The following is a 16,387-nucleotide window of genomic DNA, read 5'->3' on the forward strand; positions in this document are numbered from 1 at the left end:
GGTACTCCTCTCGTGGAGGCTTACCGACGTTTGCGCAGGTGGTGGTGTATTGGAGCCCCCGGCCGGGATCGAACCGGCGACATCTCGCTTACAAGGCGAGTGCTCTGGCCAGCTGAGCTACAGGGGCGCGTGGTGTCGACGTCAGCATAGCGACTGACGTCCGGATTTCCCGCTCGGCAGGCCCTGCGAGCACCGGAAACGTCCACGCGTCGGCCCGACACTCGAAAGAGCGGGGGCGATTGATGTCCGCCCGTGCCCGAGTGCCCGGAATGTGTATGCCATCCGTCCCATCCGATGCTCCGCGCCTTGGCAGGTCGGGGAAAGCCGTTTACCGTGCAGTGACACGGATGACACCTCGATCATCGGCGCGTCGCCCGTGGGCCGGTGCACACACGCGCCGGCCGCTCCTTCCACTCGGATCGTCCGGCACGTTCCTGCCGGTGAAAGGAAGCACCTGACCATGGCTACGGTCACCTACGCCAAGGCGTCCCGGATCTACCCGGGCACCGAGCGTCCCGCCGTCAACCAGCTCGACCTGGAGATCGGCGACGGCGAGTTCCTCGTCCTGGTCGGCCCCTCCGGTTGCGGCAAGTCCACCAGCCTGCGCATGCTCGCCGGCCTGGAGGACGTCGACCAGGGTTCGATCCACATCGACGACCGGGACGTCACCCACCTGCCGCCGAAGGCCCGCGACATCGCGATGGTCTTCCAGAACTACGCCCTCTACCCGCACATGACGGTGTACGAGAACATGGCGTTCGCGCTGAAGCTGCGCAAGACCTCCAAGGCCGAGATCGACCGGCGGGTCAAGGAGGCGGCGGCGCTGCTCCAGCTCGAGGAGTTCCTGGGCCGCAAGCCGAAGGCCCTCTCCGGCGGTCAGCGCCAGCGGGTGGCCATGGGCCGGGCGATCGTCCGCGAGCCGCAGGTCTTCCTCATGGACGAGCCGCTGTCGAACCTCGACGCGAAGCTGCGTGTGCAGACCCGTACCCAGATCGCGTCGCTGCAGGCCAAGCTGGGTGTCACCACCGTCTACGTCACCCACGACCAGGTCGAGGCCATGACCATGGGCCACCGGGTGGCGGTCATGCTCGACGGCGTCCTCCAGCAGGTGGACACCCCGCGGGCGCTCTACGACACCCCGGCCAACGTCTTCGTCGCTGGCTTCATGGGCTCCCCCGCCATGAACATCAAGACCGTGCCGCTGAGCGAGCGGGGCGCCTCGTTCGCCGACCTGACCATCCCGCTCACCCGTGAGCAGGTCGAGGCGGCCCGCGCCGACGGCGGCGAGAGCAAGGTGACCGTCGGCTTCCGGCCGGAGGACTGCGACCTGGTCAGCCCGACCGAGGGCGGCATGCCGGTCGTCGTCGAGCTGGTCGAGGACCTCGGCTCGGACGCCAACGTCTACGGCCACGCCGCGCTGGAGGGCAACAACGAGCGCTTCGTGGTCCGTACCGACCGGCGCACCATGCCGAACATGGGCGACACCGTGTTCGTCAAGCCGCGCGAGGGCCGCAGCCACGTGTTCAACGCGGCCACCGGCAACCGCATCTGACGTACGGCGCTGAGCTGACGTAAGCGAAAACGGGCGGCCCGCCATCGGCGGGCCGCCCGTTCCGTGTCTGCGGGCTCAGCCCTCGGCGGCCCGGCGGCGGGCCACCTCGGCGAGGGTGACCGCGGCGGCGACGCTGGCGTTGAGCGACTCGACGTCGGACACCATCGGGATGCTCACCGTGAGGTCACAGGTCTCGCCGACCAGCCGGGACAGCCCCCGGCCCTCGGAGCCGACCACGACCACCAGTGGGCCGACCGCGGCCTCCAGGTCGTAGAGGTCGGTCTCGCCGTCGGCGTCCAGGCCGACCACCACGAAGCCGGCGTCCTGGCAGGCCTTCAGCGACCGGGTCAGGTTGGTGACCTGGGCGACGGGCACCCGCGCGGCCGCGCCGGCGCTGGTCCGCCAGGCGGTCGCGGTGATCCCGGCCGCCCGCCGCTCCGGTACGAAGACACCCTGCGCGCCGAAGGCGGCGGCGGACCGGATCACCGCGCCGAGGTTGCGCGGGTCGGTCACGCCGTCCAGCGCCACCAGCAGCGGGGCGGTCTGCTCCAGCGCCGCCGCGACGAGGTCCTCGAAGGGCTCGTACGCGAACGACGGCACCTGGAGCCCGATGCCCTGGTGCAGCACCCCGCCGGTCATCCGGTCCAGCTCGGCGCGGCTGATCTCCAGGATGGCGATGCCCCGGTCGGCGGCCGTCCGGACGATCTCGTTGACCCGGTCGTCCATGTCGATGCCCTGCGCGGTGTAGAGCGCGGTCGCCGGCACCTGGGCACGCAGCGACTCCAGCACCGGGTTCCGCCCGACCAGCAGCTCCGGGGCGTCCTTGGCCGGGTTGGACTTGCGGCCCGGGGCCACCCGGGGGCCTCCACGGCCGGCGGGGCGGGCACCCCGGCCGGCGGTGCCACGACCGCCGCCGCCCGGCGTGCCACGACCGCCGCCCTTGCCCCAGGTGGTGTCCTTGGTGCCGGGCTGGCCGACCTTGGGGGCGCGCCCCTCCTCGGCCGCCACCCGGCGCTCCTTGTCCTGCTTCCAGGCGGTGCGCTGGGGCAGCTTCTCGGTGCCCGAGTAGGCCTTGTGCCAGGGCCGCTCGTCGGCGGGCAGGGTCCTGCCCCGCCCGGCGAGGGCGTCCTTGTTCTTGCCGCCGGAGCCCTTCGGGGCTCCCGCCTTCGGCGTCAGTCGCCGGCCACGGCGCTGCGAGTTGCCGGCCATCAGTCCTGCTCTCCAATAGTCCAACGGGGGCCCTGGGGGGTGTCCTCGACCACCACGCCGGCCTGCTTGAGCTGGTCGCGTACCGCGTCGGCGGCGGCCCAGTCCTTGCGACCGCGGGCCTGCGCGCGCTGCTCCAGGGCCAGCGCGATCAGGGAGTCCACCACGCCGCGCAGGTCGTCCGCGCGGCCGCCACCGGTCCACGCCGGGTCGAGGGGGTCGACCCCGAGGATATCCAGCATGGCGCGGGCGGAGGCCAGCGCCGTGCGGACGGTCACATCGTCGCCGCCGGTCAGCGCGGTGTTGCCGTCGCGGACCACCTCGTGCAGGACGGCGAGCGCGGCGGAGGTGTTCAGGTCGTCGTCCATCGCCGCCGCGAAGGCACCCGGCAGCTCGCCGAGCTGGCCGGCGCCGACGCGCTCGGCGGCCCGCTGCACGAAGCCCTCGATCCGGCGGTACGCGACGGCCGCCTCGCGCAGCGCGTCCTCCGAGTAGTCGATGCGGGAGCGGTAGTGCGCGGCGGCGTAGTAGTAGCGCAGCTCCACCGGGCGCACCCCGAGCGAGTCGACGTACGCCAGGTCGAGGGCGTTGCCGAGCGACTTGCCCATCTTGGCGCCGGCGATGCTGAGCAGCCCGTGGTGCACCCAGTAGCGGGCGAACGGCAGCCCGGCCGCCTGCGACTGGGCGATCTCGTTCTCGTGGTGCGGGAAGGTGAGGTCCAGCCCGCCGCCGTGGATGTCGAACTCGGCGCCGAGGTAGCGCCAGCACATCGCCGAGCACTCGATGTGCCAGCCCGGCCGGCCCCGCCCCCACGGCGACGGCCAGTAGGCGTCCGCCGGCTCGTCGGGCTTGGCGCCCTTCCAGAGTGCGAAGTCGCGCGGGTCCCGCTTGCCCCGTTCGGGGGCGTCCCCTGCCGACTGCATGTCGGCGGGTGACTGGTTGGACAGCGACCCGTACGCCGGCCAGGAGCAGACGTCGAAGTAGACGTCGCCGGAGCCGTCGGTGGCCGGGTAGGCGTGCCCGTCGGCGATCAGCTTGGCGATCAGCTCGTGCATCTCCGGGATGTGCCCGGTGGCCCGCGGCTCGTAGGTCGGGGGCAGCACGTTGAGCGCCCGGTAGGACTCGGTGAGGATCAGCTCGTTGGCGTACGCGATCGACCAGAACGGCCGCCCCCGCTCCACCGCCTTGACCAGGATCTTGTCGTCGATGTCGGTCAGGTTGCGGATGAAGGTGACCTCGTAGCCGGCGGCGAGCAGCCAGCGGCGCAGCACGTCGTAGTTGACACCGGAGCGAAGGTGGCCGATGTGCGGCGGGGCTTGGAGGGTGAGACCACACAGGTAGACCCCCACCTTGCCGGCTTCCCGCGGGACGAAGTCCCGCACCGATCGGGTGGCGGTGTCATACAGGCGTAGCGTCACCGTACAAGGGTAGCCGTCCACGCTTTCCCGGGTTGTCCGGAGCCGGGTCGTACGCTGCTGGGCGTGGAGACGACGGCGCGGGGCGGGGAGACGGCGCAGACGCTGGACCGGGGGCTGCGGCTGCTGCACCTGGTCGCCGACGCGCCGGGCGGGCTGACCGTCACCGAGGCGGCGAACCGGCTGGGCATCGGCCGGGCGGCGGTCTACCGGCTGGTGGGCGCGCTGACCGCGCACGGGATGCTGCGCCGCGACGGCGAGGGCCGGCTGCGCCTCGGCGTCGGGGTGCTGCACCTGGCCCGGCGGGCCCAGCCGCTGCTGGCCGAGGGGGCGCTGCCCGCGCTGCGCCGCCTCGCGGAGCAGGCCGGCGCGACCGCCCACCTGACCGTGGTCGAGGGCGGGGAGGGGGTCGCGCTCGCCGTGGTGGAGCCGACCTGGACGGCGTTCCATGTCGCGTACCGGACGGGGGCGCGGCACCCGCTGGAGCGCGGGGCGGCCGGGCGGGCCATCCTCGCCGGCCGAACGGGCGCCGCCGGCCCGGTGAGCACCGCCGGGGAGCTCCAGTCCGGGGCGTACGGGGTGGCCGCTCCGGTGCTCGGCGTGCCGGGGCTGGAGGCGAGCGTCGGGGTGGTGGCGCTGGCACCGCTGGATACCGAGGCGGTCGGCGCCCAGGTCCTCGCCGCCGCCACCGCCATCGCCACCGCCCTGTCCTGACCGTCCCTTACCACATCCGCCGGCCACGCGGACGGTTGTCCACAGGGGACGCCTCGGGGCGCGGCGGCGGTCGTCCACAGGGGTGCCGGAGCGGGGCGGGCGGCGCGCAGGCTGGTGCGTATGCCACCCGCACCCCATCGCCCCAGGGCCCTGGCCTGGCAGGTCTTCCGCGGCTCGGACGCGGTCCGCCAGGCGCTGCTCACCGAGCACCAGTTGCGCAGTTCGGCCTGGCTGCGCCTGCGGCACGACGTCTACGCCGACGCCCGCCTGCCCCGGGACCACGCCCTGGCCTGCCGGGCCGCCATGCTGCGGCTCCCGCCGGACGCGGTCGTCGCCGGTCCCTCGGCGGCCTGCCTGCACGGCGTCGGGCACGCCGCGGCCTTCACCGACGACGTGCACGTGCTCGTCCCGAGGACGACGCGGCTCGGCCCGCAGCGCGGCCTGCGCGTGCACTCCGTGGGCCCGGCCGCGTCGCCGCCGCCCGCACCGGAGGCGGCCCTCAGGACCGCCGGCCCACCCCCGAGGACGGATCCCACCGCGGCGGCGTGGGAGACGGCGGTCTGGTTGGAGCCGTTCCGCGCGGTCGGCATCGTCGACGCGCTGCTCGCTGAGGGGCTCACCAGCCGCGCCGCGCTCGCCGACCTCGCCCGCCGCCACGCCGCCCGGCCCGGCGGTCGGCGGGCGCGCTGGGTGTTCGGCCTGGCGGATCCGGGCGCCCGGTCGCCGGCCGAGTCGGAGCTGCGGGTGCGGCTGGTGCTCGCCGGGCTGCCGCGCCCCGTCGCCCGGCACCCGGTCCGGCTCGCGTCCGGGCTCGGCTGGCACCTCGACCTGGCGTGGCCGGCACTCCGCGTCGCCGTCGCGTTCGACGAGTCGCGGCAGGCCGGGGCCGATCGTGGGCACCTGGACCGGCTCGCCCGGCTCGTCGGCGCGGGCTGGCTCGTGGTGCACCTGACGGGTCGGCGGCTGCGCCACGACTTCCCGGGCGTCCTGCGCGAGGTTCGCGCCGCGCTCGCCGCCCGGGGCTGGCGGCCCTGACCGGACGTGTCATCCCCGGGGACCGGCCAACCGGACGGGCAGTCCGCCACCGTGGGCACGTCGGCGTCCGGCTTCTCCGGCAGGCCGTTCTCGTGCGCGTACAGTTCGAAGCGGACTCGCCCGCGAGCCCGCATCAGGAGAGGGAGGGCTCCGTGGGGCGCGGCTCCGGGCGCTCCTCGGGCCGGGGCGCGCGCAGCTCGTCGACACGCACCAGCGCGACGCCGGCGACGATCAGGGTGCCGCCGAAGAGCTGGACGACGGTCGGCAGCTCGCCCAGCACCAGCCAGGCGATGAGGACGGCGAACATCACCTCGGTCAGCCCGACGAACGACGACAGGCGGGCCCCGAGGATGCGGGTCCCGGCGATCCCGGCGAGGTACGCGACCACGGCGGCGACCAGCGACAGGCCGACGATCGGGAGCAGCCAGCTGGTGCGCTGCCCCGCGAAGGTGACCTCGCCGAAGGTGGCCCGCAGCGGCAGCGCTCCCACCGCCCCGAGCAGCAACAGGACGGCCGCGCCGACGGCCATGCCGCCGCTGGCCATCGCCACCGAGGGCAGGCCCGCGTCGACCCGGCCCGCGAGCACGAAGTAGCCGGCGAGGCCGACGGCCGCCGCCAGCCCCCACAGCACACCCACCGGGTCGAGCCCGGTGGTGCCGGTCAGGTCGAGGACGAAGAACAGGCCGGCGATCGCCGCCACCGAGCCGGCCACGGTCAGCCGGCGGGGGCGGTGCCCGTGGACCAGCCACATCCAGCCCACGACCAGGATGATGCCGAGGTACTCCAGCAGCAGCGCGACGCCGACCGGCAGGTAGCGGACCGCGTTGAAGAAGCAGACCTGCGCGGTGGCGACCCCGAGCAGCCCGAACACGCCGATCGCGGCGAGGTTGCGCCGCAGCACGTCCCACTTCCCGCGCAGGGACAGCGCCGCGGGAATCGCCACCACCAGCGCGGCGATGCCGACCCGGGCCGCCACGGCGGCCTCGGCGGACCACCCCGCGTCGATCAGGGAGCGGGCGAACGTGCCCGACGTGGCGAACGTGATGGCGGAGAGCAGGGCGAGGCCGAGACCGAGCCCGGCGGCGGGTGGTTGGCGCATCGGTCCGCTCCTAGTTGTCATGAGTCAACTGCCGCTATGCTCATGACGCTAGGCCGGCACCCCGACAGGAGTCAAGTTGCCTTTCGCCCATGACACGGACTGCTCCCTGACCGCCGCCGCCGCACTCGTCAACACCGACCGCCCGGACGGCGAGGGGCTGCCCGACATCGCCGCCCTGGATGCCTTCTACGCCGCGCACGGCTACACGGGGCGGCACGAGCACACCGAGGCCGAACTGCGGTCGGTACGCGACCTGCGCCCCCGGCTGCGCCGCCTCTGGTACGCCGACACCGACGAGGTCGTCACCATCCTCAACGGGCTGCTCCGCGAGAACCGCGCGTTGCCGCAGCTCATCACGCACGACGACGAGCCGTACCACTTCCACGCCGTGCCGCGCGACGCGCCGCTGGCGACCCGGATCGCCGTCGAGGCGGCGATGGCGATGGCGGACCTGGTGCGCTACGGCGAGCTGGGCCGGCTGCGGATCTGCGACCACCCCGACTGCGCGAACGTGCTGGTCGACCTGTCAAAGAACCGTTCCCGCCGGTTCTGCGACGCGGGCTGCGGCAACCGCGCCGCCGTCGCCGCCTACCGGGCCCGCAAGGGCCGCCCCCGGCCCTGACGCCTACCGACGCGGTCCCCGGGACCGACCGGGCGGAACCGACCGGTGACGGCGGGGCTCAGGGGTGGGTCATCCGGAGCAGGTCGAGGGCCTCGTCGAGCTGGGTCTCGCTCAGCTTGCCCGAGTCGACGTGCCCCCGGGAGATGACCACCTCCCGGATCGAGACCTGCTTGGCCAGCGCCTCCTTGGCGATCGAGGCGGCCTCGTCGTACCCGAGGTGGCGGTTGAGCGGAGTGACGATCGAGGGCGAGCCCGCCGCGTACGCCAGACAGACCTCGGCGTCCGCGACCAGGCCGACCACCAGTCGGTCGGCGAAGAGGCGGCTCGACGCGGCGAGCAGCCGGACCGACTCCAGCAGGTTGCGACCCATGACCGGGAGCATGACGTTCAGCTCGAAGTCGCCCTGCGAGCCGGCGAAGCCGACGGCGGCGTCGTTGCCGATCACCTGGGCGCAGACCTGCCGCATCGCCTCGGCGACCACCGGGTTGACCTTGCCCGGCATGATCGACGAGCCGGGCTGGAGGTCGGGGATGCGCAGCTCGCGCAGGCCGGCCCGGGGTCCCGAGCCCATCCAGCGGATGTCGTTGGCGATCTTGTAGAGGCCGACGGCGATCGTGCGCAACTGCCCGGAGGTCTCCACCAGGGCGTCCCGGGCGCCCTGCGCCTCGAAGTGGTTGCGCGCCTCGGTCAGCGGCAGCCCGGTCGATCCGCGCAGCTTCTCGATGACCTTCGCCGCGAAGCCGAGCGGGGTGTTGATGCCGGTGCCCACCGCGGTGCCGCCGAGCGGCAGCTCGGCCAGCCGGGGCAGCGCGCCCTCCAGCCGTTCGATGCCGTAGCGGACCTGGGCGGCGTACCCGCCGAACTCCTGCCCGAGGGTCACCGGGGTGGCGTCCATCAGGTGGGTACGCCCGGCCTTGACCACGGTCTCGAACTCCGCCGCCTTGCCCTCCAGCGCCTCCGCCAGATGGGCCAGCGCGGGCAGGAGATCCCGCGCGACGGCCTCGGTGGCGGCCAGGTGGATCGACGACGGGAACACGTCGTTGCTCGACTGCGAGGCGTTCACGTCGTCGTTCGGGTGCACGTCCCGGCCCAGCTCACGGCTGGCCAGCGTGGCGATCACCTCGTTGGTGTTCATGTTGGACGACGTGCCGGATCCGGTCTGGAACACGTCGATCGGGAACTGGTCGTCGTAGCCGCCGTCGGCCACGTGTGCCGCCGCGGCGGCGATCGCCGTGGCCACGTTCGCGTCGATCACGCCCAGCTCGCCGTTGACCTCGGCCGCCGCCCCCTTGATCCGGGCCAGTGCCCGGATCTGGGCCGGCTCGATCCCCCGGCCCGAGATCGGGAAGTTCTGCACCGCGCGCTGCGTCTGGGCCCGCCACAGCGCCTCGGCGGGCACCTCCACCTCGCCCATCGAGTCGCGTTCGATCCGGTAGCCCGTCGCCTCTGGAGTCGTCACGCCTACCATCCTGCCGCGCCGCGCGCCGGCGTGCAGATGATCGCCCGGTCCAGCTCGGCGAGTAGTGGCAGGCCCCCGCGCCGCCGACGACGCGGCCGCGCGGCACAGTGCCAGCCCGGAGGTTCGTCGGTCGGCCGGGCCGGCCGTCTCCGCCGAAAGTCGGGCGCGGGACACCGACTCACGAACTTAAACTCATGGAACTTCTCATCTCTCATGGAGGGTTCCTCTTGCACATCAACGGGGGCTCCACCGGCGTGCCCGTCACACGCCGCCGGCGCGTTCCGCGCCGACTCCTGGCCACCGGCCTCGCCGCCCTGCTCACCACCACCAGCGCCCTGCTCGTGACCGCCGCGCCGGCAACCGCCGGGGGGTACCAGTTCATCCTGCCGGCCAGCGGCAGTTGGACCGACGCCCGTCAGCCGTCGACCGCCGTCCCGGAGACCGACGGCACCGTGCCGGTCGGCACCTGGGAGTCCGACGACGACAAGCACACCTCGCGGGCCTACTTCACCTACGACCTCTCTCCGTTCCAGGGCAAGCGCATCATCCGCGCCCTCGGTGTCACCGAGGAGACGGCGGTCAACGACTGCTCGAAGCCACGCGCAATTGAGCTGTGGCGGACCGACGTACCGACCAGCGCACCGACCTGGCAGACGTCACCCGCGGTTCGAGAGAAGATCGCTGACATCGCGCCGACCGCTCCCTGCCAGGGACAGCTGGAGGTGCTGCTCACCGACGCCGTACGGCAGGCGGTCGAGGCCGGGCAGACCTCGGTCACCTTCATGGCACGGATCGCCGGAGACCACGAGGAAAAGCTGCCCTACGGCCGCTGGATCAGGGAACTCGGCATCTCCATCGAGGCGAACACGCCGCCGGACGTGCCGACCGACCTGGGCGTCAACGGGCTCCCCTGCGCCGACGCGCTGCACATCGGCACGACCACGCCGTACCTGAGCGCGAAGGTCACCGACCCGGACGCGGTGCCGTCGAACACCGAGCCGGTGACCGCCACCTTCGCCTGGTGGCCGGTGAGCGACCCGACTAGGCGGACCGAGCGGACAACCGGGGCCAAGGCCGCCGGGTCGGTCTTCCGGTACGACGTCACGGCCGGTCAGCTGGTCGACGGGACGTACGCCTTCGCCGTCCGCGGCACGGACGGGGCCGGCGGCACCTCCGCCTGGTCACCGGAGTGCCGGTTCACCGTCGACACGCAGCAGCCCGCAGCCCCGACGGTCAGCTCCACCGACTATCCCAACGATCTCGGCTGGTACGGCGGTCCGGGCATCCCGGGTCAGTTCACCTTCTCGGCCGGCGGGGACGCCGACACGGTGAAATTCCGGTACGGCCTGTCCGGGCAGCCGGCGACCGAGGTGCCCGTGGACGCGCCGGGCGGCTCGGCGACCGTCACGATCACCCCGGACCGCGACGGGCCGACGATCCTGACCGTCGAGGCGGTGGACCGCGCGGGCAACCGCTCCCCGGCCACGAGCTACGTGTTCCGGGTGCGCACCACCAGCCCGACGATCACCGACGGCAACCCGACGGCCGCGTACGGCCAGCCGCGCGCCCTGACCTTCGCGCCCCGCATGGAGGACGTCGTCCAGTACACCTACCGGCTCAACGACGGGCCGGAGCAGACCGTCGCCGCGGCGGCCGACGGCACGGCCACGGTCACGATCACGCCGACGAAGCCGGGCTACAACGACGTGTACGTCCGCAGCCGGACGGCCGGCGGCCTGCCGTCGGGCGAGGGCACCTACCGCTTCTACCTGGCGACCAAGCCCACGGTCAGCTCCGTCGAGTACCCGATCAACAAGTTCCAGGGGGCGGTCGCCGGCACGCCGGGGACGTTCGTCTTCCAGGCCGGCATGCCCGGGGTGACGGAGTTCGTCTACTCCTTCGACGGGCTCCCCGCCCAGACGGTCGCGGCGGGCGCCGACGGCTCGGCGTCGGTGGGCTACACCCCGACGACCGCCGGGCTGCACCGGATCACCGTGTACACCCGAACCGCCGACGGGATCGCGTCGGAGACCTTCAGCGGCGCGTTCTACGCCAACCGGGCGAGCTGACGTACGAAGACGACGAGGGGCGCCGGGCTGCTGCCCGGCGCCCCTCGTCGCGTACGCGAAGTCAGCGGCGGCCGACCGTCAGCACCGGCTTGGTGACCTCGGCGAAGAAGTCGTTGCCCTTGTCGTCGACCACGATGAAGGCCGGGAAGTCCTCCACCTCGATCTTCCAGACCGCCTCCATGCCCAGCTCCGGGTACTCCAGGACCTCCACGTGCTTGATGCAGTCCTGGGCGAGCCGGGCGGCGGGGCCGCCGATCGAGCCGAGGTAGAAGCCGCCGTGCTGCTGGCAGGAGCGGGTGACCTGGGCCGACCGGTTGCCCTTGGCGAGCATCACCTGGGAGCCGCCGGCGGCCTGGAACTTCTCCACGTACGCGTCCATCCGGCCGGCCGTGGTCGGGCCGAACGAACCGGACGCGTAGCCCTCCGGGGTCTTGGCCGGGCCGGCGTAGTAGACCGCGTGGTCGCGCAGGTACTGCGGCATGGGCTCGCCGGCGTCCAACCGCTCGGCGATCTTGGCGTGCGCAATGTCGCGGGCCACGACCAGCGGACCGGTCAGGGACAGCCGGGTCTTCACCGGGTACTTCGACAGCTCGGCGCGGATCTCGTCCATCGGCCGGTTCAGGTCGACCCGGACCACCTCGGAGGCGTCGAGCTGCGCCTCGGTGACGTCGGGCAGGTACCGCGCCGGGTCGGTTTCGAGACGCTCCAGCCACACGCCCGACGGGGTGATCTTGGCGACCGCCTGCCGGTCCGCGGAGCACGAGACGGCGATCGCCACCGGGCAGGAGGCACCGTGCCGGGGCAGCCGGACCACCCGCACGTCGTGGCAGAAGTAGCGCCCGCCGAACTGCGCCCCGATGCCGAAGTTGCGGGTCAGCTCCAGCACCTCGGCCTCCAGCTCCAGATCGCGGAAGCCGTGCGCGGTCATCGAGCCGGAGGTGGGCAGCGCGTCGAGGTACTTGGCGCTGGCGTACTTGGCGGTCTTCAGCGCGTACTCGGCCGACGTGCCGCCGATGACGATGGCCAGGTGGTAGGGCGGGCAGGCCGAGGTGCCGATCAGCCGCAGCTTCTCCTCCAGGAACTGCATCATCCGCGTCGGGTTCAGCAGCGCCTTGGTCTCCTGGTAGAGGTACGACTTGTTGGCCGAGCCGCCGCCCTTGGCCATGAAGAGGAACTTGTACGCGTCGGGGTGGCCGTCCGGGTCCTCGGCGTAGATCTCCACCTGCGCCGGCAGGTTGCTGCCGGTGTTGCGCTCCTCCCACATGGTGAGCGGGGCGAGCTGCGAGTAGCGCAGGTTGAGCCGGGTGTAGGCCTGGTAGACGCCGCGCGAGACGGCCTCGGCGTCGCTGCCGTCGGTGAGCACGTGCCGGCCGCGCTTGCCCATCACGATCGCGGTGCCGGTGTCCTGGCACATGGGCAGGACGCCGCCGGCCGCGATGTTGGCGTTGCGCAGCAGGTCGAGCGCGACGAACCGGTCGTTCGGCGAGGCCGCCGGATCGTCGATGATCGACCGCAGCTGGGCCAGGTGCGCGGGGCGCAGGAAGTGTGCGATGTCGTGCATCGCCTCCGCGGTGAGGGCGGTGAGCGCCGTCGGCTCCACGGTGAGGAACCGGCGGCCTCCCGGGCCGTTGACGACGTCGACGCCCTCGTCGGTGACCAGGCGGTATTCCGTCTGGTCCGGACCGGTCGGCAGCAAGGGAGCGTACGAGAACGCGGCGGCACTGCTCATGAGCGGAAAGCCTAGGGCAGAAGGGTCGATCAGTTGCACCCGCCGGGTCGGTCCTGGGACGCCGCTCTCATCCGGGGCAGAGTTCCCGCTTCGGGCCGCAGCTGTCCGCCGGCCCGGGAACCCCCGCCGTGCTGCCCGGGACGCCGCCGGGACCGGGTACGCCGCCGTCGCCGGGCCCCGCCGGGGCGCCGGCCGCGCCGCCGAAGCGGACGTACCCGATCTCCCGTCCCTCGCCGATGACCATGCCGTTCGGGCCGACCGCGAGGGCGTTCGCCGCGGTCCGCAGGCTCGCCAACTCCCGCCCGGTACGCGGGTCGAGCGCCACCAGCCGGGACGGCTTCTCGTCGGCGAGCACGGCCGCGTACGGAGTGAGCGCGGCGCCCGCCTTCGCACTGGCGGGACGGGTCCACCGGACCCGTCCGGTGCCCAGCTCGTGGCTGACCACCGCCCGCTTGTCGGCGGGGCGGACCAGGGCGTGGCGGTCGTCGACGGCGAGCAGCCGCTCCCCGGCGGCGGCCACCAGCAGCAGCCGCCCGTCGTACCCGTCGAGGACCGCCTCGCGGGCGTCCGGGGCGACGCCGATCAGCACGTTCCGCGCCCCCTGCGGGTCCTCCCGCTGCACGCAGCCGGCGTTGTCGGCGGTGCGCAGGTTGACCCCGGCCCGCTGCCAGGTCTCCCGGCCCGTCGCCGGGTCTCGGCCGGAGATGGCGAAGTAGCAGGTGCCGTCCTGGGATCGGGCGGTGATCCGCAGGAGCCGGCCGCCGACCACCGACAGCCGCTCGTCCCGGCCGGGCTCGACGTTCTGGAGCACCCGCCCGGTGGCGGTGTCGAGCACGTGCACCCGGCCGTCGATGGGGAAACCGAGCAGCGGCGGCACCGCCTCCGGCCCCGCCACCTCCTCGTCGATCCGGACGGCGTCGAGCCGGCGGGTGCCGAGCAGCCCCGGGTTGTCGCCGAGCAGCCCGCTGCGCACCCCGGGCACGAAGGCCGTCCACACCGGGGCGGTGCCGCGCGGCTCCCAGGCGCTGATCGTGCAGTCGGTGGCGTCGACGCAGCGGGCGTCGAGCAGCAGGTTGCGGTACGTCCAGACGGCCACCGCGTCGCCGTCGCGCCGCCGCGTGGCGCCGGTGGTCGGGTCGAGCACCTCGTACCCCTTGACCAGGAGCTTGCCCACGACGACGACCGCGTCCCGGTCGCCGCCGGCCACCGCGGACCAGTCGGCCTTGCGCTCCCACAGCTGGTCGCCGGTGGCGAGGCTGCGCGCCTCCACCCGGGTGCGCTGCTCGACCACCACGGTGTCGCCCGCGATGGTCACGCTGCGCGGGGTGCCGCCGACCCGCTGCTGCCAGACCACGTCCGGCTCGGAGATCGGCTCGCTGCGGTCGACCCAGTCCCACACGCCGGGGAACGGGTTCCACACTCCGGTCGCGGCGAGCGCGACGACCACGATCAGCGCGAGCAGCAGCCCGCCACGCCATCCGAGGCCGCCCGCCTTCGCCACACGCACACCGTAGCGACGACCGCCGCGCTCCCGCCGTCCCGCACCGCCGTGTCGCCGCCCTTTCTCCGCGCGGGTGCGGTAGGGAAGGACCCGCTGCCATCGCTCCCGGGCACAGGTGGGGCGCCTTCCTCACCCCCGGGCGGCGGAGCGAACCAGGGGGAGGGTGCGGTACGGGATCTGTTCGGCCAGCGCGATGATCGTCGAGGCGCGGCGGATGCCCTCGTACGAGACGATCTGGTCGATCACGCGCTGGAGGTCGGTGTTCGAGCGGGCCACGATCCGGCAGAGCAGGTCGCTGGAGCCGGTGATGGTGTGCGCCTCCAGCACCTCCGGGATCGCGGCCAGGTGCGCGGCCACCCGGTCGTGCCCGTGCCGCTGGCTGATCTCCAGCGTGACGAAGCTGGTCACCCCGAACCCGATCGCCGCCGGGGAGATCTCCGGACCGAACCCGCCGACGACCCCCCGCTCGACCAGCTTGTCGAGCCGGGCCTGCACGGTGCCCCGGGCGACCCCGAGGCGCCGGGAGCACTCCAGGACCCCGATCCGCGGCTCCTCGGCGAGCAGTTCGATCAACCGCGCGTCGAGGGCGTCGAGCTGTACAGCCTGACCAGCGTTCATGGCTGAATACCCTACTGAATGCGCAACCTGACCAGCTTCCATGCCGACAGTTGCCCAGTGCGCCGGTCACCGCGATCCTCGCCACAGAACCAGCAGAACGACCCGCACCGACCACGGCGGCGGCCACGAGGCCGACCGGTACTTGAGGGAGACCGCGATGACCCAGGCGATCGACCGACCCCACGGGACCGACGACGTCGACATCGACGTGCTCGTCGGCGCCGTCGACCACGACATCAGCCGCGACCCGTTCCCCGTCAAGGGCCTCGACCACGTGCACTTCCTGGTGGGCAACGCCAAGCAGGCGGCGCACTACTACTCCACCGCGTTCGGGATGACGTGCGTGGCGTACCGGGGGCCGGAGCAGGGCTACCGCGACCACGCCCAGTACGTGCTGACCAGCGGCTCGGCCCGGTTCGTGCTGACCGGCGCGGTCCGCCCGGACGCCGAGGGCGCCGAGCACGTCGCGAAGCACAGCGACGGCGTCTCCGACATCGCGCTGGAGGTCCCGGACGTCGACGCCGCGTACGCGCACGCCACCGCGCAGGGCGCGACCGGCCTCGTCGAGCCGCACGACGTCAGCGACGAGCACGGCACCGTCCGGCTGGCCGCCATCGCCGCGTACGGCGACACCCGGCACACGCTGGTCGACCGGTCCCGCTACACCGGCCCGTTCCTGCCCGGCTTCGTGGCCCGCAAGCCGATCGTGGACCGGCAGCCGATGATCGACGCTGGCGTCCAGCCGAAGCGCTTCTTCCAGGCCGTCGACCACGTGGTCGGCAACGTCGAGCTCGGCCGGATGGACGAGTGGGTCGAGTTCTACAAGCGCGTCATGGGCTTCTCGAACATGGCCGAGTTCGTCGGCGACGACATCGCCACCGACTACTCGGCGCTGATGAGCAAGGTCGTCGCCAGCGGCACCCGCAAGGTGAAGTTCCCGCTCAACGAGCCGGCGATCGCCCGCAAGAAGTCGCAGATCGACGAGTACCTGGAGTTCTACCAGGGCCCGGGCGCCCAGCACATCGCCGTGGCCACCAACGACATCCTGGCCAGCGTCGACGCGATGCGCGCCGCCGGCGTCGAGTTCCTGGACACCCCGGACTCGTACTACGACGACCCGGAGCTGCGCGCCCGGATCGGCCAGGTGCGGGTGCCGATCGAGGAGCTGAAGGCCCGCAAGATCCTGGTGGACCGGGACGAGGACGGCTACCTGCTGCAGATCTTCACCAAGCCGGTGCAGGACCGTCCGACCGTCTTCTTCGAGCTGATCGAGCGGCACGGCTCGCTCGGCTTCGGCAAGGGCAACTTCAAGGCGCTCTTCGAGGCCATCGAGCGCGAGCAGGAGAAGCGCGGCAACCTGTAACACTG

General features: G+C 73.0%; 13 protein-coding genes and 1 tRNA gene. 6 read left to right on the plus strand and 8 right to left on the minus strand.

Translation table 11 applies throughout. The features are described 5' to 3' along the window. Positions 1–50: 50 nt before the first annotated feature. A tRNA-Thr gene (locus ABZ793_RS30325) sits at positions 51–127 on the minus strand. A gap of 333 nt (positions 128–460) precedes the next feature. Here ABZ793_RS30325 and ugpC point away from each other — a divergent pair. Beyond that, the gene (ugpC, locus tag ABZ793_RS30330; protein WP_350706790.1) at positions 461–1,552 is read left to right on the plus strand and encodes a sn-glycerol-3-phosphate ABC transporter ATP-binding protein UgpC; all 1,092 of its coding nucleotides are present in this window, start codon (positions 461–463) and stop codon (positions 1,550–1,552) included. Between the two features lie 75 nt (positions 1,553–1,627). Here ugpC and rlmB read toward each other — a convergent pair whose 3' ends face one another. Together rlmB and cysS are read right to left on the minus strand one after the other, a co-directional pair. Beyond that, positions 1,628–2,761, minus strand: coding sequence for a 23S rRNA (guanosine(2251)-2'-O)-methyltransferase RlmB (gene rlmB, locus ABZ793_RS30335; RefSeq protein ID WP_357463353.1), 1,134 nt, complete (start codon positions 2,759–2,761; stop codon positions 1,628–1,630). After that, positions 2,761–4,176, minus strand: a complete 1,416-nt coding sequence (cysS, locus tag ABZ793_RS30340; protein ID WP_357463356.1) for a cysteine--tRNA ligase — start codon at positions 4,174–4,176, stop codon at positions 2,761–2,763. Before cysS ends, rlmB begins: the two co-directional genes overlap by 1 nt. A 63-nt stretch (positions 4,177–4,239) precedes the next feature. On the opposite strand from cysS, the gene ABZ793_RS30345 reads away from it, so the two are divergent. Continuing rightward, positions 4,240–4,887, plus strand: coding sequence for a helix-turn-helix domain-containing protein (locus ABZ793_RS30345; protein ID WP_357463360.1), 648 nt, complete (start codon positions 4,240–4,242; stop codon positions 4,885–4,887). A gap of 120 nt (positions 4,888–5,007) precedes the next feature. Then, positions 5,008–5,922: a hypothetical protein gene (locus ABZ793_RS30350; RefSeq protein ID WP_357463363.1), complete on the plus strand. Its 915-nt coding sequence runs from the start codon at positions 5,008–5,010 to the stop codon at positions 5,920–5,922. A gap of 133 nt (positions 5,923–6,055) precedes the next feature. On the opposite strand, the gene ABZ793_RS30355 is transcribed toward ABZ793_RS30350, so the two are convergent. After that, on the minus strand, positions 6,056–7,021 hold the full coding sequence (locus tag ABZ793_RS30355) for an EamA family transporter (protein ID WP_357463366.1): 966 nt from the start codon (positions 7,019–7,021) through the stop codon (positions 6,056–6,058). Between the two features lie 76 nt (positions 7,022–7,097). On the opposite strand from ABZ793_RS30355, the gene ABZ793_RS30360 reads away from it, so the two are divergent. Further along, entirely contained in the window at positions 7,098–7,643 is a 546-nt protein-coding gene (locus ABZ793_RS30360; protein WP_357463369.1) for a CGNR zinc finger domain-containing protein, read from the plus strand. 58 nt (positions 7,644–7,701) lie between these two features. Here ABZ793_RS30360 and ABZ793_RS30365 read toward each other — a convergent pair whose 3' ends face one another. Then, positions 7,702–9,111 (minus strand): class II fumarate hydratase, encoded by a 1,410-nt coding sequence (locus ABZ793_RS30365; RefSeq protein ID WP_357463372.1) that lies wholly within the window; start codon positions 9,109–9,111, stop codon positions 7,702–7,704. 218 nt (positions 9,112–9,329) lie between these two features. On the opposite strand from ABZ793_RS30365, the gene ABZ793_RS30370 reads away from it, so the two are divergent. Next, positions 9,330–11,171 (plus strand): hypothetical protein, encoded by a 1,842-nt coding sequence (locus tag ABZ793_RS30370; protein ID WP_357463375.1) that lies wholly within the window; start codon positions 9,330–9,332, stop codon positions 11,169–11,171. A 61-nt stretch (positions 11,172–11,232) separates the two neighbouring features. Here the strand turns inward: ABZ793_RS30370 and ABZ793_RS30375 are convergent, their stop codons facing one another. From ABZ793_RS30375 to ABZ793_RS30385, 3 genes are all read right to left on the minus strand, one after another. Next, entirely contained in the window at positions 11,233–12,900 is a 1,668-nt protein-coding gene (locus ABZ793_RS30375) for a fumarate hydratase (protein WP_357463378.1), read from the minus strand. A 67-nt stretch (positions 12,901–12,967) separates the two neighbouring features. Continuing rightward, a complete protein-coding gene (locus ABZ793_RS30380; protein ID WP_357463381.1) occupies positions 12,968–14,401 on the minus strand; it encodes a PQQ-binding-like beta-propeller repeat protein in 1,434 nt (477 codons plus the stop codon). Positions 14,402–14,530: 129 nt separating this feature from the next. Then, complete coding sequence (locus ABZ793_RS30385) at positions 14,531–15,019, minus strand: Lrp/AsnC family transcriptional regulator (RefSeq protein WP_350706769.1); 489 nt, start codon at positions 15,017–15,019, stop codon at positions 14,531–14,533. A 157-nt stretch (positions 15,020–15,176) separates the two neighbouring features. Between ABZ793_RS30385 and hppD the strand changes: the two genes are divergently transcribed. After that, complete coding sequence (hppD, locus tag ABZ793_RS30390; protein WP_357463385.1) at positions 15,177–16,382, plus strand: 4-hydroxyphenylpyruvate dioxygenase; 1,206 nt, start codon at positions 15,177–15,179, stop codon at positions 16,380–16,382. Positions 16,383–16,387 lie beyond the last annotated feature (5 nt).

The organism is Micromonospora sp. NPDC047465 (genome assembly GCF_040643125.1).
Classification (GTDB): Bacteria; Actinomycetota; Actinomycetes; order Mycobacteriales; family Micromonosporaceae; genus Micromonospora.